Origin of the sequence: Candidatus Pantoea gossypiicola, from assembly GCF_008632075.1 — a bacterium.
GTDB classification, from domain to species: Bacteria; Pseudomonadota; Gammaproteobacteria; order Enterobacterales; family Enterobacteriaceae; genus Pantoea; species Pantoea gossypiicola.
Genome location: NZ_VWVM01000012.1, coordinates 1 through 18,471, shown reverse-complemented (window position 1 = coordinate 18,471; position 18,471 = coordinate 1). Strand labels below are relative to the sequence as shown.

Sequence of the window (18,471 nt, the reverse complement as noted above, 5' to 3'; positions counted from 1 at the left end):
GTTCTCTTTCACGCATTAACATCGGTAAGCATAAAACAACAGTAATTATCTGCGCTGTCTGAAAATCTGCTTGCAGCGCAAATCCACCACCGAGGATTTTTAACAAAATTGAGAAAAAGAATTACTAATGACTAACCTGTTGACCCTGGTCAACTTACAGGCAATCAGGACTGCTATTTTGCAAGGCTTCGCAATGAAGCCAATAAAGAAGAACGATAAGATGCAGATTAACAGACGGAGTTTTTTCAAAATCTGTGCTGGCGGGCTGGCGGGCACCAGCGCGGCATTACTTGGTTTTGCCCCCACCACAGCGTTAGCCAGCGTCAGAGAATTCAAACTCATTCGTGCCAGAGAAACACGCAATAACTGCACCTACTGTTCAGTCGGTTGCGGGATGCTGATCTACAGCCTGGGCGATGGCGCAAAAAATGCCCGTGCCTCGATTTACCATATCGAAGGCGATCCTGACCATCCGGTCAGTCGCGGATCGCTCTGCCCGAAAGGCGCAGGCGTGCTCGACTTTATTCACAGCGAACAGCGCCTGCAATACCCGGAATACCGTGCACCGGGTTCCGATAAATGGCAGCGCATCAGCTGGGATGAGGCATTTGACCGCATTGCCCGCCTGATGAAGCAGGATCGCGATGCTCATTTCCAGACGACCAACGCCGCTGGCGTGACGGTAAACCGCTGGCCGACCACGTCGATGCTCTGCTCCTCCGCCGCCAGTAATGAAACCGGCCTGCTCGATCAGAAATTTGCCCGCGCGCTGGGTATTCTGGCGCTGGAAAACCAGGCGCGCCTGTGTCACGGCCCGACCGTGGCGGCGCTGGCCCCGAGCTTTGGTCGCGGTGCGATGACCAACAACTGGAATGACATCAAAAACGCCAACGTGGTGATGATCATGGGCGGCAACCCCGCCGAGGCGCATCCGGTTGGCTTTAAATGGGTGATTGAAGCCAAAACCCGTAACAATGCGCAGGTCATCGTGGTCGATCCGCGCTTTAACCGCTCTGCGGCAGTCGCCGATCTCTACGCGCCACTGCGAGCGGGCAGTGATGTGGTGTTCCTGATGGGGGTGATCAACTATCTGCTGCAACACAATCAGATTCAGCAGGAGTATGTTCGCGCCTTCACCAACGCGGCCCTGATAGTCAGCGAAGGCTTCAGCTTCAGCGACGGGTTATTCAGCGGCTACGATGCGGAAACCCGTCAGTACGATCGCCAGAGCTGGCACTATGAGCTGGATGAAAACGGCCACGCCCGACGCGATGAGAGCTTCAGCCATCCACGCTGTGTACTGAACCTGCTGAAAACCCACGCCAGCCGTTACACCCCGGAAATGGTGACGCGGATGTGCGGCACTTCGCAGGACGCCTTTATTACGGTGTGCAAGCAGCTCGCCTCAACCTGCGTGCCCAATCGCACCGCAACCATCCTCTATGCGCTCGGCTGGACCCACCACACCAACGGTTCGCAGATTATCCGCACGGCGGCGATGATCCAGCTGCTGCTGGGCAACATCGGTATGCCGGGTGGCGGTATTAACGCGCTGCGCGGTCACTCCAACGTGCAGGGTTATACCGACCTCGGCCTGCTGGCGCAGAGCCTGCCGGGCTATCTGCCGCTGCCGTCTGAGAAGATGACGACGCTGGCAACTTACCTGCAACAGGCCACCCCGGTGGCGACACTGCCGGACCAGGTCAACTACTGGCAGAACACCGACAAGTTTTTCGTCAGCCTGATGAAGAGTTTCTACGGTGATAACGCCACGGCGGAGAACCAGTGGGGCTACGACTGGCTGCCGAAGTGGGACAAGGCCTATGACTGCATGGCGCAGGCAGAGATGATGGAGCAGGGTGCGCTGAACGGCTGTCTGATCCAGGGCTTCAACCTGCTGGCTGCCTTCCCGGACAAAAACAAAGCGGTCCGGGCCCTTTCCCGCCTCAAATATATGGTGGTGATCGACCCGCTTCGCACGGAAACCGCCAGCTTCTGGCAGCATCACGATGCGTTCAACGACGTCGATCCATCGACCATCCAGACCGAAGTGTTTCGTCTGCCCTCCTCCTGCTTCGCGGAAGAGTCAGGTTCGGTGGCGAACTCGTCGCGCTGGCTGCAGTGGCACTGGGCAGCCGCCGAGCCGCCAGCGGAAGCGCTGCACGACGGCAAAATCCTCGGCAACCTGTTTATGCGTCTGCGCGCGCTCTATCGTCAGGAAGGCGGTGCAGCCCCTGAGCCGCTGATGGCGATGCGCTGGGATTACCGCGATCCGTTTAACCCTGAGCCGGAAGAGGTGGCGCAGGAGAACAACGGTCAGGCGCTGGCCGATATTTACGACGCCAGTGGCAAACTGCTGCTGAAAAAAGGTCAGCAGCTAAACAGCTTCTCTGAGCTGCGTAACGACGGCACCACCGCCAGTTCCTGCTGGATCTACAGCGGCAGCTGGACGTCAGAAGGCAACCAGATGGCCCGACGCGACAACGCCGATCCGTCGGGACTGGGAGCGGTCTCAGGCTGGGCCTGGGCCTGGCCCGCTAACCGCCGCATTCTCTATAACCGCGCCTCCGCTGATGCGCAGGGGAAAGCCTGGGATCCGCAGCGCCGCCTGATTGAGTGGGATGGCGCACGCTGGCACGGCATCGACGTACCGGATTATCCGGTAACGCTGTCGCCGCAGAAGCAGGCCGGGCCGTTTATCATGCAGCCCGATGGTCTCGGCCACCTGTTTGCACTCGATAAAATGGCCGACGGCCCGTTCCCGGAGCACTACGAACCGATGGAAAGCCCGCTCGCCGACAACCCCCTGCATCCGCAGCAGCGTCACAGTCCGGTGGTCCGTCTGTTCAGCAGCGACGCCGCGCATCTGGGTGAGGTCGCCGACTATCCCTGCGTCGCCACCACCTACTCCATCACCGAGCTGTTCCGCCACTGGACCAAACATGCCCTGCTGAATGCGATTGCGCAGCCGGAGCAGTTTGTCGAGATCGGCACCGAGCTGGCTGAGGAGAAAGGCATTCAGGCCGGAGACACCGTTAAGGTCACATCACGTCGCGGCTATATCAAAGCTAAAGCGGTGGTGACGCGTCGTCTGCAGCGTCTGATGATTGACGGCAAGCCGGTTGATACCGTGGGCATTCCCTGCCACTGGGGCTTTGAAGGCACCACGCGTAAAGGCTTCCTCGCCAATACGCTGACGCCTTCGGTTGGCGATGCCAACTCACAGACCCCGGAGTACAAGGGATTTTTAGTGAAAGTAGAAAAAGCGTAACGGCAGATGACTATGGCTTATCAATCACAAGATATTATCCGTCGCTCTGCGACCAATGGTTTTACCCCGCCGCCGCAGGCGCGCGATCACAAGATCGAAGTGGCGAAACTTATCGACGTCACCACCTGTATCGGCTGCAAAGGCTGTCAGGTCGCCTGTTCCGAATGGAACGACATCCGCGATGAAGTTGGCCACAACATCGGGGTTTATGACAATCCCACCGACCTGACCGCCAAATCCTGGACGGTGATGCGCTTTTCCGAAGTCGAAGAGAACGGCAAGCTGGCCTGGCTGATTCGCAAAGATGGGTGCATGCACTGCGCCGATCCCGGCTGCCTGAAAGCCTGTCCGTCGGCAGGCGCCATCATTCAGTATGCCAACGGCATCGTCGATTTTCAGTCTGAGCAGTGCATCGGCTGTGGTTACTGTATCGCCGGTTGCCCGTTTAACGTGCCACGGCTAAACAAAGAGGATAACCGCGCCTACAAATGCACGCTGTGTGTGGATCGCGTCAGTGTCGGCCAGGAACCTGCCTGTGTGAAGACCTGTCCGACCGGTGCCATTCATTTCGGCAGTAAAAGCGACATGCTGACGCTGGCGGAGGAACGCGTGGCGGAGCTGAAGTCACGCGGGTTTGCGCAGGCGGGTCTCTACAATCCGGAAGGCGTGGGCGGCACTCACGTGATGTATGTGCTGCATCATGCTGATAAGCCCCAGCTCTATCACGGTCTGCCTGCTAATCCGGGCATCAGCCCGACCGTGACCTTCTGGAAGGGGATCTGGAAACCGCTGGCGGCGGTCGGTTTTGCCGCCACGTTTGCCGCCTCCATTTTCCACTATGTCGGCGTTGGCCCGAATCGCGTCACTGAAGAGCATGACGACAACGACGATCAGCCTGAGGAACATCAATAATGAAAAAGCCCGATCATCTGGTGCGCTATCGCGCACCTGAACGTATCAATCACTGGATCGTCGCGATTTGCTTTGTCATGGCTGCGTTAAGCGGATTAGGGTTTTTCTTTCCGTCGTTTAACTGGCTGATGCAGATCTTTGGCACGCCACAACTGGCGCGTATTCTGCATCCTTTTGTTGGCGTGGTGATGTTTGCCGCTTTTATGCTGATGTTTTTACGTTACTGGAAACACAACCTGATCAATCGCGATGACCTTTACTGGGCCAGAAATATTCACCGGATTGCGCTGAACGAAGAGGTCGGCGATACCGGTAAATATAACTTTGGTCAGAAGTGTGTGTTCTGGGCTGCTATCATCAGCTTAGTATTGCTGCTTGCCAGCGGCATTGTGATCTGGCGACCCTACTTTGCTGATGCCTTTGCCATTCCGCTGATTCGTCTGGCGCTGGTTGTGCATTCGGTGTCAGCGGTTGCGCTGATCATCGTCATTATGGTGCATATTTATGCTGCATTGTGGGTCAAAGGCACACTGACCGCGATGGTGGAAGGCTGGGTCAGCTCGGAATGGGCCAGACAGCATCACCCTCGCTGGTATCGTGAGCAGCGTAATCCGTCAATAAAACAGGAAAAACGCCCCTGATGAGTATTCGCATAATCCCGCAGGACCAGCTGGAGAAAAGCGAAAAGACAACGGCGGAGATGATTCCGCCGTTACTTTTTCCACGGCTGAAAAATTTATACAGCCGTCGTGCCGCGCGACTGCGCGACCTGGCGGCGAAAAATCCACTTGGCGATTATCTGCGCTTTGCGGCGATGATCGCTGAAGCGCAGGAGATTGTGCTGTATGACCATCCGCTGCACATCGACCTGCATGCCCGACTGACGCAGAGTGCCAGCGAGGGCAAGCCGCCACTGAACATTCACACCCTGCCGCGCGATGCGCACTGGCAACGGCTGCTGCACTCGCTGATTGCCGAACTGAAGCCGGAGATGAGCGGGCAGGCGCTGGCGGTGCTGGAGAATCTGGAAAAGGCGTCCGCCAACGAGCTGGAGACACTGGCCAGCGCGCTGTTTACCGGCGACTATGCGCTGGTCAGCAGCGATAAAGCGCCCTTTATCTGGGCGGCGCTTTCGCTCTACTGGGCGCAGATGGCGGCCCTGATCCCAGGCAAAGCACGCGCTGAGATGGGCGATCAGCGCCAGTTCTGTCCGGTCTGCGCCAGTATGCCGGTCGCCAGCGTGGTACATATGGGCAGCCATGAAGGTGCGCGCTATCTGCACTGCAATCTATGCGAAAGTGAATGGCACGTGGTGCGCAGCAAATGTACCCAGTGCGAGCAGTCCCGTGATCTGCACTACTGGTCGCTCGACAGCGAGCATGCGGCGGTGAAGGCGGAGAGTTGTGGCGACTGCGGCACCTACCTGAAGATGCTTTATCAGGAGAGAGATCCGGCGATCGAACCGGTGGCCGATGACCTGGCGTCGCTGATACTGGATGCACGGATGGAGCAGGAAGGCTTCGCTCGCAGCAGTCTCAATCCCTTTATGTTTCCTGGCGAATAGTCACTGAATCCGGAGAACCCGATGAAACTGATTGGCAGCTATACCAGCCCGTTTGTGCGTAAGATTTCGATTATCATGCTGGAAAAAGGCATTACGTTTGAATTCGTTAACGCATCGCCTTACAGCGATGACAGCCACGTGCCGCACTACAATCCGCTGGGCAAAGTCCCGGCGCTGGTTGCTGACGATAAGCAAATCTGGTTCGACTCCAGCATCATCGCCGAGTTTCTGGAACTACGCGGCGCGGAGCCGGCTTTACTCCCTGCCGATCCGCTTGAGGCACTTAACATTCGCCAGCTGGAGAAGCTGGCGGATGGGGTCAGTGATGCCGCGCTGGTGATCGTGCGCGAGCAAATGCGTCCGGGGGATTTGCAGTCGGAAGAGGTGCTATTGCGCAATCGTGAAAAGATTCAGCGCAGTCTCGATATGCTGGAAGCAAAGGCCGCGGAGGGCAAATGGCTTAACAACGGCCAGCTTAATCTGGCGGATATCGCTACTGGCTGCATGATTGGCTACCTCAATTTCCGCCGCGTGGTGCCAAACTGGTGCGTTGAGCGTCCGGCGCTGGTGAAGCTGGCGGAAACGCTGTTTGAGCGTGAGAGCTTTGCGCGGACGACGCCGCCTGCGGCGTAATGGGTGCGGTGGCTGGGGCTGATGATTTCATCGGCCTCCTGAGCGCACCGCTCTCTCTACCGTAGCTCGTGAGCCTGACAACCTGATGCAGGCTCGAGTGGCAGACTATCTTTGATAGCGACCCGATATTTTTCGGGATGTGTGCAGTATACGCAGGATGCGAACCGCATCTGTTTCAGCTACATAGATGATAATGAACGGTAAGCGTGGCACCACCAGTTTAAGCTGTTTTTCTGTTCCGACTTTAGTGCCAGCCCGCGGGTTTTCGCTAAGCAGACTGGCCAACCGGGTAAACTTATCGTCTGTTGCACTGGCTACCAGCAGGCCAGCCTCACGATACAGATAACGAAATATTATTTCCCTGTCCGCCTGCGCCTGTTTTTCCCATTGAACGGCTGATATCACAATGTTCCCTGCGCGGCCTGCGCTTTAAGCTCTTCCATGCGGGTATTCATTTCATCGTTACTGATGAACTCACTTTCGCCGGCATCATAACGACTGAATGCCGCCGCTATCTGCTCTTCCAGCCATGCATCATGTTTACTGTCCTGATAGTGCCGCTCTTCAGCAGCCAGCTCTTCCGCTCGCTGACGCATAACCTCAGTCAGCGTCTTCTTCTGGCGCTCGGCTGCCTGCATGGCAAGTCGTTTAACGTCGTCATCAATCCTGAAGTGGATAGTGCTCATAGCCTGACTCTCGTGTGGTGTCGTTTGTGGTGTCATCATGCCTGTCATCCCTTTCTCTGTCATCTCCATTTCGCTCGCATGCGATGCCGGAAATCGACACACCAATAGAACTAAATAGCCGATTACGGATGCTGGAGAGGATATGGGGAAGAGGATGTAAACGAAATGGTTAATGGAAAAACAATCCGTTTTTCAGAGATGCCTCGCAATCTATTACTTAGCTTTCAGCGAGTTTACAAAGCGGACGATGTATATTTGAACAGGAGAAAACAGGAAAGGAAGAGCATAACGAAAGATTATTAGCGCGGGCTGAAGGTGGTGGAACACCAGCAGCCCGCTGACCACAACTAACTAGGTAGGAGTTAATTATGGCTGGAAAAGATTCTACGTCAGAACCTGCTGTACCCCAAGCACGCAAAAGCATCGTCGGATACCGCCCCAACGGCGGCAGACCGAACCCCTTACCTCAACTGACCATCAAAGGACGATGGCTGGAACAGTTAGGATTTATTAAAGGCCAGCCGGTCAGCATCATCGCCGAACAGGGCCAGCTGATTATCCGCACTACTCACCTCACGGAGGAGAACGTATGAACATCACTTTTATTGAGGAACCCGTCCCGGAGCTGACCATCACAGGCGGTCAGCTGGCCGCACTCGGATTTACCACCGGCACACCGATCCGGCTGATGCTGCGGGATAACGCGCTGACAGTGACAACCGTGACCGATGAAGCGGAGTGGAAAGAACTCTGCGAAGCCAGCCAGCAGTGGCAAAATCCGGGAGCTGACTGGGTACGGGATAACGGCGAAGTGATTATCGGCGGCGACTGGCTGACCGGTTTCGGTATCACTGAGGCGGAACAGCTGGAGGTTACCACTGCGCCCGGTGTGATTCGGTTGCAGCGGCGGTAAGTGGGAGGATTAGGGGCTTAAAAGCAAAGATCCCGGTGCAATGACCGGGATCTTTTACTTAATCATCATATTTGAAATCAATATTTATCTTGAGCGTTTCAATATCTACAGTGACTTCACAACCGTGCCAGAACGGCTTTTCCTGAGAGTTAAAGTTAGCAACAAAATAATTTCTTAGCTCAACAAGAAGATCTAGTAGATCACTGTTAGCTCTTGATCCCGCAGAAAACCATTTCGTATTTCCTGTAAGTTTATCTACATAATCAAATTCACATTTACAGTGATCATTCTCAGAGGATAATTCTGCCCGCATGATTACCTTTAATGCAGCATCAGGAACTACTGCCAGTAATATTGAACCAATATCATTGTAGATTTCTTGGTCTGTCCGCACTATTTTCCTCCCGGTGCATTCTTGAAGGTTTCCTCGATAGGTCGTCCCCCGTCTATCGTATATTCTACGTAGAACTTGTCCGGCCTGACACTATCACCCACATATGATGGCTGAATATTGACCTTCACTTCCTTGCCTTCACTCAGCGCTTTTGCCCAGGTATTTTCCATCTGTTTCCAGGCACCTTTATTCAGATTACCATCCATTGGCAGAAGGTTCAGCTTTTCGCCAGGCCCGTTGAAAATGGAGGCTATTAAATGGCCACCTTCATCTCCTGCAACCCCACACTTACCTGCTTTACATTGCTGATAAGTATTTCTGTCTTTAACGTTAGGGCTGAGAGTGGCCTCTACCTGACTTGGTCTTGATAAGTGATCCGTTTTATAAATTTTATCACCATCAACGTTATAAACAGTATTAGGCTGAGGATTATTGAGATCCTTATTCCAGTTTCCTTTACCGCCGGAAGTTGTTACTACGCTTTCCAGCGATTCATTCGTAACCTTACTTCCGGTCTGTTTCTCAACGGTCATCAGTGCTTTCAGTTCTGATAGCGTTTCAGCAGGCATTTTGCTGACCGTGGCGACCGTCAGTCCCGCCGGTAAAGCATCACCTGCGGCCATTTCTGCTACCCAGATGCTGACCTCATTGGCACACAGCACCGGATTTGCTCCGCATCCGCTTATCGCCGCCTGTACCGTCGCTATCAGCTCCGGCGTCGCCGCAACAACCGCACCGCCTGCGGCACCGGCACCTAAAGCGACCGCTATCGCTTTATTCACCGCCTCACCACGCTGGCAGTTGGCTGAAGACGGATCGTCTGTACATGACAGCACGTCTTTACCGTGCTCCCGCACGAACGTCTCCTGACCGTCTTCCGTTCCGCCAAACAGGTTATTGTTAACGGCGTTCTGTTCCGCCTGCGCACCCGACACAGCATCAGCCGTGCTGTCACCGGTCACGCCGCCCGCAAGGCCCGCCGCCAGCGTACCCAGTGCGCTGATGGTCTGCTTCTCGGTTTCCGACAGGTCACCAACCGCTTTACCCGGATACAGCTGGTTCATCACCAGCTTCGCCATCAGTTCGCCGCTGACCGCTCCGGCTGCGCCTGCCAGCGCTGAGTTACCCGACGCGTAAGACGTTACCGCACCAATAACCGCATGCGCCATTGCCTGCGCTTCCGGGTTGTTTTGGGTCAGATCGTGGATCTTTTGCGCCAGGTACGGCGCTGCCGCCCCGCTCAGCGCCTGTGCAACGTTACCGCCCGACAGCCCCTGCACCGCCGCCGTTACCGCGCTGATGCCCTGCTGAAGTGCCGAACCCGTGCCGAACGGCTTCATCGCCGTGTCGTAAGCCTGCTTCGCTATCTCATCTGACGTCGGGTTCAGCTTCCCTTTTCCGGCCAGCTCTTCCCTGGCCGCCGCCAGCGCTGCCGGGTCCTGCTGCGCCTTCAGGCCCGCTATCTCACCCTGCGTCCGCGCGATATCCCCCGCCTGCGCCCCGATTTCGCCTATCAGCAGAGCCGCCTTCAGCCGGTTCTGCTCCTTCTCCTTGTCGAAGATGACGTCCAGCCCCGGATTTGCGTTCGCCACGTCGCGGCTTAAATCTGCAACGTCCTGAGCCTGTTTTTCCTTATCGCGGATAACGACAGTGCCTTCGCTCACCGCCGACCTCGTGGTGCTCTCCGCGCTGCCGCTGCCGTTCAGCCCCGCCAGCACGTTTTGAGTCATGTTGCTTTCGAAATGACCGCCGATGCCGCCGCCGGTGCTTATCCCCGCGCTCTGATGCTCCACCTTATAGTCCGCGTGGTTCTCAATGTCGCTGAAGCCCAGCGTGCCGGTGTCGAGCCGGTTCTTATCGGCGGTGGACGTCGAGCTGATGACCGCACCGTTCAGCTGCGTGTGCTCACCCACCGTCACGTCAAAGCCGCCCTTACCCGCAAAAATCCCGGTCTGTTCGGCCACGCTCTGCCAGTTGCTGTGGCTCACTGGCCGGGATTTAACGTTTAAGGCTGATAATCTTCATATTCCCAGGCAAAGACGCGGGAGAGTTTATGCGCTATATCCATCCAGTCTCTCCCTTCGCACTGGTCGATATAATCCGTAATGGTTTTGGTGATCTCATCCAGATCGTATTTACGCACAAGAAGCGTATGGCGCATCAATTCTGGCAGCCAGTGGTGTTTGCAGAGCCATTCAGGGGTACAAACATAAACCTCAAAATGATTTATTCCTTTTTCTCCTGATGGCCCTATACATAAATGGGCTAAAAATTGAAAACAATCATCTTCTTCAGGTTCATAACTTGATAAATCAAGCCAATCACAACTAATACTTCTCAGAGATGCTTTCATTTATTTCCCCCTGAAATATTCAAATGACCATTACCAGTTTTATCCATTTTTCCTGTTTCAATATTTTTTGTATAACTTTCAAAGTTAGCCTGAGTTCCCGTTGGATTTAATGAATCTGGAGCATTTGGCTTTTCTTTAGGGGATCTATAAATTCTGGTTCCATCAGCACTGACTAATCCTGTGCCATCACTTGTTGGTCTGGCTCCGTCTCCCACCCAAATTTTACCCAGCCGATCAGCTTCCTCTTTAGTGCCAGTACCAACACCATAGTTCAGCTTTCCATTATCACCTTTGACAACCGCCGCCAGTCTGGGATCTTGCTTCGCGATATTATTCAGATTTTGCTGGATCAGATCTTCTTTCAGTTTTGGATAGGTAGCTGAACTGTAGGCCGATATTTCATCGCTGGCCTTATTAATCAGCTTCGATGCTTCAGCAACATCACCTTTCTTCAGTGCCGTTTCTGCTGCTTTGATGGCCTTACCGGCAACATCACCTGCGCCCGGTATAATACCGACTACCGCTGCCAAATAATCGAGAGCCGACTGCGCTTCCGCAAAACTCTTTATGTCGCCGTAAACAGGGATGAAGTCGCTACCGAACTCTACACCCGCTGACGCCATATCTTTCAGTGCTTCACGCCGTTCAGTGTACATCTTCACCGAGCAGGCTTCGGCACTCATGCCGCCGCAGTTGGCCTTTTTATAGCGCTCGTTTTCCGCCTCAACGTACTCACCGGCCTTCTGTTCCGGCGTTTTTCCTTCAGCCTGCGCCTGCGCAATATCACTCAGTGCGTTATTTTCCAGTGCATTCTTACCCGCCTGCGCGCCCGCCACCGCATCCGCCGTACTGTCACCAGCGACGCCGCCAGCCAGACCCGCCGCAAGCGTACCCAGCGCGCTTATCGTCTGCCGCTGCTCTTCACTCAGGTCCTCACGCTTGACACCCGGATACAGCTGCTGCGCAATGTACTCGCCCATCGCCGCGCCCGATGCGCCAGCCAGCGCCGCGTTGCCCGCCGCATAGGAGGTTACCGCACCCAGCACCGCGTGCGCCATCAGGTTCGCTTCGGTATTCACCTTACCGTTCGCGTCCGTGGTCAGCTCATGTATCTTTTCTGCCAGGTACGGCGCGGCCGCACCGCTTACCGCCTGTGCCACGTTCCCGCCCGACAGGCCCTGCACCGCCGCCGTCACCGCGCTGATGCCCTGCTGAAGTGCCGAACCCGTGCCGAACGGCTTCATCGCCGTGTCGTAAGCCTGTTTCGCTATTTCATCTGGCGTCGGGTTCAGCTTCCCTTTTCCCGCCAGCTCTTCCCTGGCCGCCGCCAGCGCTGACGGGTCACGCTGCGCCTTCATGCCCGCTATCTGGCCCTGCGTTCTGGCAATGTCCCCCGCCTGCGCCCCGATTTCGCCTATCAGCTGCGCCGCCTTCAGCCGGTTCTGCTCCTTCTCTTTATCAAAGATAACGTCCAGCCCCGGATTTGCGTTTGCTACGTCGCGGCTGAGGTCCGCCACGTCATGCATCTGCTTCGATGTGTCGCGGATAACGACAGTGCCTTCGCTCACCGCCGACTTCGTTACCGAGTCCGCGCTGCCGCTACCGTTCAGCCCCGCCAGCACGTTTTGCCAGACTGGCCAGGATTCACAGCAAGTTAAGATATTTTTAATTCTTCCGTTGCTTCAGTTATTACTTGTAAAAAAGTACTCAAGCTGAACTTCATTCTATCCTGATCAGCTAATAACCTAGCATCCGAAAAAAACTCAATTTCAATATTCTCGGGTCCCTTATCTTTATTTAATTGGCAAAGTATTTGGTCCTTGTAAGAGATCTCTGCTGTAATTTCTTCGTATTTAGAATCACTGAAGAAGGTTATTTCGAAGCTATTATCCATATTTTTATCTCGGCGTTTTAGGATCTAAGAAACCAGAAAATGAACCATCAGAGTTATAGCGTATTCCTCTTCCATCAGGAAGCCTATACTCTACACCTCCTCTGGAAAGATCTGTTTTTACAGTATTTGTATTATTCAAAACTTCGTTTACAAACTTATTCGCAGCTTCGCTTTTTTGAGCTGGATTACCTTTTAATGGTTCAAAAACACCGCCAGGCCTGCCAGCATGTTTCTCCCATGCTCTCGCCGCTGCGGATAAACCCTGTTCGTTAATTGGCTCATTGGCTGAAGAAACAAGGTCATCTTTTTTGAAACGATCAAAATTATTGTTTTGGTTACTTTTATTACTCCGCGCATTCTCCTCATCCTGAGGTCCCCAGCCGCCTGGCGTTCCTGAGCCTGAACCACCCAGCTCCGTTTTCTCCGCATCTGTCAGAGCCTTCGCCACATTCGGATCGCGGGTCTTTGCAGCTTCGTCACGTGCTTCAACGATCGAAGGGCCATCCGTAATCGGCGGCGTATCCGCCTCAGTTCCTGACCCTTTCACAGCCTTATCCAGTTCCGATGCAATATTGTTGTTAGCGTCCTGAACAACTTTGTCGCCCGGACTCATTGGTAATCCAGGAACAGGCACAACTACTGGTCTTGGCAGTAAAAGATTATTGTTTTCCAGCGACGTTTTTCCCGCCTGCGCGCCCGCCACCGCATCCGCCGTACTGTCACCAGCGAAGCCGCCAGCCAGACCCGCCGCCAGCGTACCCAGCGCACTTATCGTCTGTCGCTGCTCCTCAGACAGGTCCTCACGCTTAACGCCCGGATACAGCTGCTGCGCAATGTACTCGCCCATCGCCGCGCCCGATGCGCCCGCCAGCGCCGCGTTGCCCGACGCATATGAGGTTACCGCACCCAGCACCGCGTGCGCCATCAGGTTCGCTTCGGTATTCACCTTACCGTTCGCGTCCGTCGTCAGCTCATGTATCTTTTCCGCCACATACGGCGCGGCCGCCCCACTCAGCGCCTGCGCCACGTTCCCGCCCGACAGCCCCTGCACCGCCGCCGTTACCGCGCTGATGCCCTGCTGAAGCGACGAACCCGTGCCGAACGGCTTCATCGCCGTGTCGTAAGCCTGCTTCGCTATCTCATCTGACGTCGGGTTCAGCTTCCCTTTTCCGGCCAGCTCTTCCCTCGCCGCCGCCAGCGCTGACGGGTCACGCTGCGCCTTCATGCCCGCTATCTGGCCCTGCGTTCTGGCAATGTCCCCCGCCTGCGCCCCGATTTCGCCTATCAGCTGCGCCGCCTTCAGCCGGTTCTGCTCTTTCNCCGTGCCGAACGGCTTCATCGCCGTGTCGTAAGCCTGCTTCGCTATCTCATCTGACGTCGGGTTCAGCTTCCCTTTTCCGGCCAGCTCTTCCCTCGCCGCCGCCAGCGCTGACGGGTCACGCTGCGCCTTCATGCCCGCTATCTGGCCCTGCGTTCTGGCAATGTCCCCCGCCTGCGCCCCGATTTCGCCTATCAGCTGCGCCGCCTTCAGCCGGTTCTGCTCTTTCTCTTTATCAAAGATGACGTCCAGCCCCGGATTCGCGTTTGCCACGTCGCGGCTTAAATCTGCAACGTCCTGAGCCTGTTTTTCCTTATCGCGGATAACGACAGTGCCTTCGCTCACCGCCGACCTCGTGGTGCTCTCCGCGCTGCCGCTGCCGTTCAGCCCCGCCAGCACGTTTTGAGTCATGTTGCTTTCGAAATGACCGCCGATGCCGCCGCCGGTGCTTATCCCCGCGCTCTGATGCTCCACCTTATAGTCCGCGTGGTTCTCAATGTCGCTGAAGCCCAGCGTGCCGGTGTCGAGCCGGTTCTTATCGGCGGTGGACGTCGAGCTGATGACCGCACCGTTCAGCTGCGTGTGCTCACGCCGATGACGATGGCCTACTACGCCTTACTCTCTACTCCCAACCTGCTGTACGCGAAAAACTGCTCATTAAAGTAAAAAAGGACGTCAGTAAAGCGAGGTTCAGATTTTAATTTATAACTGTTGATATTTAATACCTTCGTCTTGTTCATATGATGACGACAAAGATTCCAACATATTTATTTCATCCCCAACATTCATAATAAAGAGGCTTAATTCACCTTCAAATACAAGTTTCACACCTACAAATGCATCCTCTAATGAAGAAGACATTAAAAATACTTTTAAAAGTATTTTTCCAATATAATTAACGATCGGATAAATGTGTGAAATATCAACAACCGTTTCTTTTCCATATTCACCAAGATCACTTCCCTGGAGAGGCAAGTCTGTTAATTCAAGCGTCGAGCCATCCTTTCCACATTTAAAGCTCTCCATCTCTTCAACTTCTGAAAAAACAAGCTGTAATTGTTGAGGGTGAATATAATCATGGTTTTCAAGCGAATAAATTACCCCATTAACCCTTAGAAGTTTTTTCTCAACAACACTGCGAGTCCATTCTTCATATCCCTTTACAATATTAATCATTTCGGATCACCCTTTAGTGCATTTTTTACTGATGTATTATTAATACCATCTTTAAGGATAGTGACGAAACTACCATCTGGCTTGGTAACAACAACATTATTACCCTTTATCCTAAAAAACACATTTCCACGACTGGCACCAACGTCAGTACCTTGTCCCGCAAACTTTCCAGCAATAACTTTATCTGGATGAGAACCGATATCATTGATAATATCTAATACGCGCTGCCTATCTGCTGCGTTCGATGCATTACCACCAAAATCTTCAACGTGTTTTCCAAGTTTTTTACCTAATTGTGCATTGTTAACTGAGAATGCAGCATTAGATCCAATTCCAGAACCTGGTAAAGATGTTTGGCCAGGACTCGGTAAATATCCTGATATTTCATCACTGGCTTTATTAAGCAGTTTTGATGCTTCCGCTACATCACCTTTAGCCAGCGCCGTTTGTGCCGCCTTGATGGATTTACCTGCCGCATCTCCCGCGCCTGGAATGATACCGATTGCAGCCACAAGGTAATCAAGCGCGCTCTGTGCCTCAGCAAAGCTTTTGATATCACCCACAACAGGCACGAAGTCAGTGCCCAGCGAAGCCATATCTTTCAGTGCTTCACGCCGCTCCGTGTACATCTTCACCGAGCAGGCTTCGGCGCTCATTCCGCCGCAGTTGACCTCTTTATAGCGCTCGTTTTCCGCCTCAACGTACTTACCGGCCTTCTGTTCCGGCGTTTTACCTTCAGACTGCGCCTGCGCAATATCACTTAACGCGTTGTTTTCCAGCGCGTTCTGGCCCGCCTGCGCTCCCGCCACCGCATCCGCCGTGCTTCCACCCACTACGCCGCCTGCCAGGCCCGCTGCCAGCGTCCCCAGCGCGCTGATCGTCTGCTTCTCTGATTCAGTCAGTTCACTGACCGCTTTGCCCGGATACAGCTGGTTCATCACCAGCTTCGCCATCAGTTCGCCGCTGACTCCGCCCGCCGCACCCGCCAGCGCTGAGTTGCCGGATGCGTAAGAGGTTACCGCACCCAGTACCGCGTGCGCCATCGCCTGCGCTTCAGGGCTGCCTTCTGTCAGCTTGTGTATTTCTGTCGCCAGGTAGGGACTGGCCGCGCCGCTCAGCGCCTGTGCAACGTTACCGCCCGACAGCCCCTGTACCGCCGCCGTCACCGCGCTGATGCCCTGCTGAAGGGCCGAACCCGTGCCGAACGGCTTCATCGCCGTGTCGTAAGCCTGCTTCGCTATCTCATCTGACGTCGGGTTCAGCTTCCCTTTTCCGGCCAGCTCTTCCCTCGCCGCCGCCAGCGCTGACGGGTCCTGCTGCGCCTTCAGGCCCGCTATCTGGCCCTGCGTTCTGGCGATATCCCCCGCCTGCGCCCCGATTTCCCCGATGAGTTGCGCCGCCTTGAGCCGGTTCTGCTCCTTCTCCTTGTCGAAGATAACCTCAAGGCCCGGATTTGCATTCTCCGCGTCGCGGCTTAACTCTGCAACGTCCTGCACCTGCTTCGACGGGTAGCGGATGATTATCGTGCCTTCGCTCACCGCCGACTTCGTCACCGACGAAGCGCTGCCGCTGCCGTTCAGCCCCGCCAGCATCCCGTTCGCCATGTTCCCGGCGAACTCACCCCCGATACTTCCGCCGCTGCTTATCCCCGCGCTCTGATGCTCCACCTTATAGTCCGCGTGGTTCTCAATGTCGCTGAAGCCCAGCGTGCCGGTGTCGAGCCTGTTCTTACCGGCGGTGGCGGTGGAACCGATGACCGCACCGTTCAGCTGCGTGTGCTCACCTACAGTGACGTCAAAGCCGCCCTGACCCGCAAAAATCCCGGTCTGCTCCGTCACGCTCTGCCAGGTGCTGTGCATCTTATCCCGGCTCACGTTCACGCCCGCCGATCCGGTCGCTGAGCCGAAGGTGAAGCTGCCGCCCGCGCTGGCGCTCTGCTGCTTACTGTCGTAGCGGTCGCTGTCCTGCTCTGAGGTCAGCGTCAGGTTGCGGCCCGCGTCCACCTTCACGCTGTTGCCGTTTGCCTGCGCGCCCGTGAGCGTGGTGTCGCGCCCGCTGGTCAGGCTGAGCTGACTGCCCGCGTCCAGCGTGGTTTCGCTGTGCGTCAGCCCGTTGCCGTTTTCGCTGCCCTTCGCCGCGTTGACGCCCGCCGACACGCTGATGCCGTAGCCGCCCGACCCTGCGCCGATGCCGACCCCGGCGCTGCCGCCCCTGCTGCTGTTCTTGCTGTCGGTGCGCTGGGTGTTCTGCGCCGACTGCAGCAGGATGTCACGCGCCGCAGCCAGGCTCAGGTCGCCGCCCGCCTTCAGCTGGCTGCCGGTGATGCTGATGTCGCCGCTCTGGGCCGTACCGTTTTTGCCGGTTGCCGTGACGTTAAGATTCCGGCCCGCCGTCAGCGTACTGCCCTTCGACTGACTGCTCTCAGTCCGCGTTTCGCTTTTCGACGACTGGCTGCCGTACGAGGCACTGACGCCGAGGGTGCTGGTCGATCCCGCCTGATAGCCGTCCTGACCCGGCTTCAGGTCGCCGGCTGCATTATGTGCGTCCGCCGCGGCGGTGTTCAGCCCGTCCATCTGATATGCCTGCGCCGCCTGCACCCCGTTCAGCGCCGCCTGAGTGTTCTGCAGCGCGCTGACCCGCCCGTCACCCGACTTCCTGGCCTGCTGCGCGGTGCTGACCGCCGTGTTGAGCGCGCTGCCCGCCGTGCCTGACAGGGCGATGCTCAGTCCGCTCTGCTTCGTCTCGGTTTTCTCGGTGCGCGTCCGCTGGTCATAGCCCGGATCGATGCTTACGCTGTCGCCCGTCAGGTTCAGGTCTTTCCCCGCCACCAGGTCCGCGCCGCCGGCGTGCAGACGGTTGCCCGCCGTAATGTTTACGCTGCCCTGGCTGCTGCCGACGGTGCTGACGCTCTGGCTCTGGGTGGTGCCCTTCTCATCGATTTCATGGCGGGTCGACTGTTTGCCGACGGTGAAGCCGATGCCGCCGCTGCCCAGCAGGCCGCTCTTTTTCTTCTCCTCCAGCTGATAATGGCTCTCGGTCTCCGTCGCCGCGCCGATTTCCACGTCGCGCCCGGCCCGCAGGTTCACATCCTGGTCGGCGGCCACCGCCGAGCCGGTTACCGTCAGATCGCGTCTGACGATGGGTTTTACGACCGGGCTGAAGATCGAGGTGCTCACCGGGCCGGGATAGTTGATCGTCCGACTGGTGACTGAAAGGTAACTGACTGATAAAGTAAAAATCCGCCTTCATAGAAGGCGGCTTTGTTTTCCGCCCCATAGGGGCGTACTAAGTTCGGACTCTTAGAGCCCTCTCTTCACACCTCATGAAGCGACAGTTGTTTATCTTCAACTTCATGCT

14 protein-coding genes and 3 pseudogenes are annotated in these 18,471 nt (G+C 55.8%); 7 read left to right on the top strand and 10 right to left on the bottom strand.

The genetic code is table 11. The features are described from left to right. Positions 1 to 220 precede the first annotated feature (220 nt). From fdnG to F3I20_RS15455, 5 genes are read left to right on the top strand one after another with little or no spacing between them, the layout of a single operon-like run. Complete coding sequence (gene fdnG, locus F3I20_RS15475; protein WP_150037924.1) at positions 221 to 3,271, top strand: formate dehydrogenase-N subunit alpha; 3,051 nt, start codon at positions 221 to 223, stop codon at positions 3,269 to 3,271. Positions 3,272 to 3,283: 12 nt separating this feature from the next. Continuing rightward, positions 3,284 to 4,183 (top strand): formate dehydrogenase subunit beta, encoded by a 900-nt coding sequence (gene fdxH, locus F3I20_RS15470; protein WP_150037923.1) that lies wholly within the window; start codon positions 3,284 to 3,286, stop codon positions 4,181 to 4,183. After that, on the top strand, positions 4,183 to 4,824 hold the full coding sequence (fdoI, locus tag F3I20_RS15465) for a formate dehydrogenase cytochrome b556 subunit (RefSeq protein WP_150037922.1): 642 nt from the start codon (positions 4,183 to 4,185) through the stop codon (positions 4,822 to 4,824). Before fdxH ends, fdoI begins: the two co-directional genes overlap by 1 nt. Further along, on the top strand, positions 4,824 to 5,747 hold the full coding sequence (fdhE, locus tag F3I20_RS15460) for a formate dehydrogenase accessory protein FdhE (protein WP_150037921.1): 924 nt from the start codon (positions 4,824 to 4,826) through the stop codon (positions 5,745 to 5,747). The genes fdoI and fdhE overlap by 1 nt, the downstream gene beginning before the upstream one ends. A 21-nt stretch (positions 5,748 to 5,768) precedes the next feature. Beyond that, the gene (locus tag F3I20_RS15455; RefSeq protein WP_150013379.1) at positions 5,769 to 6,380 is read left to right on the top strand and encodes a glutathione S-transferase; all 612 of its coding nucleotides are present in this window, start codon (positions 5,769 to 5,771) and stop codon (positions 6,378 to 6,380) included. A 105-nt stretch (positions 6,381 to 6,485) separates the two neighbouring features. On the opposite strand, the gene F3I20_RS15450 is transcribed toward F3I20_RS15455, so the two are convergent. Together F3I20_RS15450 and F3I20_RS15445 are read right to left on the bottom strand one after the other, a co-directional pair. Further along, positions 6,486 to 6,785: a type II toxin-antitoxin system RelE/ParE family toxin gene (locus F3I20_RS15450; protein ID WP_150013381.1), complete on the bottom strand. Its 300-nt coding sequence runs from the start codon at positions 6,783 to 6,785 to the stop codon at positions 6,486 to 6,488. Then, positions 6,782 to 7,066 carry a damage-inducible protein J gene (locus F3I20_RS15445; RefSeq protein WP_150013409.1) on the bottom strand — a complete coding sequence of 95 codons (285 nt, stop codon included), beginning with the start codon at positions 7,064 to 7,066 and terminating at the stop codon, positions 6,782 to 6,784. Before F3I20_RS15445 ends, F3I20_RS15450 begins: the two co-directional genes overlap by 4 nt. Positions 7,067 to 7,434: 368 nt before the next feature. On the opposite strand from F3I20_RS15445, the gene F3I20_RS15440 reads away from it, so the two are divergent. Then, a complete protein-coding gene (locus F3I20_RS15440) occupies positions 7,435 to 7,659 on the top strand; it encodes a SymE family type I addiction module toxin (protein WP_150013383.1) in 225 nt (74 codons plus the stop codon). Beyond that, positions 7,656 to 7,979: a SymE family type I addiction module toxin gene (locus F3I20_RS15435; protein WP_150037920.1), complete on the top strand. Its 324-nt coding sequence runs from the start codon at positions 7,656 to 7,658 to the stop codon at positions 7,977 to 7,979. The genes F3I20_RS15440 and F3I20_RS15435 overlap by 4 nt, the downstream gene beginning before the upstream one ends. A gap of 58 nt (positions 7,980 to 8,037) precedes the next feature. On the opposite strand, the gene F3I20_RS15430 is transcribed toward F3I20_RS15435, so the two are convergent. The 8 genes and pseudogenes from F3I20_RS15430 to F3I20_RS15395 form a co-directional block, all read right to left on the bottom strand. Beyond that, positions 8,038 to 8,373 carry a hypothetical protein gene (locus F3I20_RS15430; RefSeq protein ID WP_150037919.1) on the bottom strand — a complete coding sequence of 112 codons (336 nt, stop codon included), beginning with the start codon at positions 8,371 to 8,373 and terminating at the stop codon, positions 8,038 to 8,040. Next, positions 8,373 to 10,337: a DNA/RNA non-specific endonuclease gene (locus tag F3I20_RS15425; RefSeq protein WP_223822600.1), complete on the bottom strand. Its 1,965-nt coding sequence runs from the start codon at positions 10,335 to 10,337 to the stop codon at positions 8,373 to 8,375. Before F3I20_RS15425 ends, F3I20_RS15430 begins: the two co-directional genes overlap by 1 nt. Before the next feature lie 41 nt (positions 10,338 to 10,378). Then, entirely contained in the window at positions 10,379 to 10,726 is a 348-nt protein-coding gene (locus F3I20_RS15420) for an immunity 8 family protein (protein ID WP_150037917.1), read from the bottom strand. Further along, complete coding sequence (locus F3I20_RS15415; RefSeq protein ID WP_223822599.1) at positions 10,723 to 12,294, bottom strand: VENN motif pre-toxin domain-containing protein; 1,572 nt, start codon at positions 12,292 to 12,294, stop codon at positions 10,723 to 10,725. The genes F3I20_RS15420 and F3I20_RS15415 overlap by 4 nt, the downstream gene beginning before the upstream one ends. Positions 12,295 to 12,624: 330 nt before the next feature. Further along, positions 12,625 to 12,900, bottom strand: a pseudogene (locus tag F3I20_RS24645) (tRNase toxin domain-containing protein); the annotation flags it as partial. 381 nt (positions 12,901 to 13,281) lie between these two features. Then, a pseudogene (locus F3I20_RS15405) lies at positions 13,282 to 14,526 on the bottom strand (VENN motif pre-toxin domain-containing protein); the annotation flags it as partial. Positions 14,527 to 14,640: 114 nt separating this feature from the next. Continuing rightward, positions 14,641 to 15,114 carry a hypothetical protein gene (locus F3I20_RS15400; protein WP_150013397.1) on the bottom strand — a complete coding sequence of 158 codons (474 nt, stop codon included), beginning with the start codon at positions 15,112 to 15,114 and terminating at the stop codon, positions 14,641 to 14,643. A gap of 749 nt (positions 15,115 to 15,863) precedes the next feature. Further along, positions 15,864 to 18,242: pseudogene (locus tag F3I20_RS15395) on the bottom strand (hemagglutinin repeat-containing protein); the annotation flags it as partial. Positions 18,243 to 18,471: the final 229 nt, after the last annotated feature.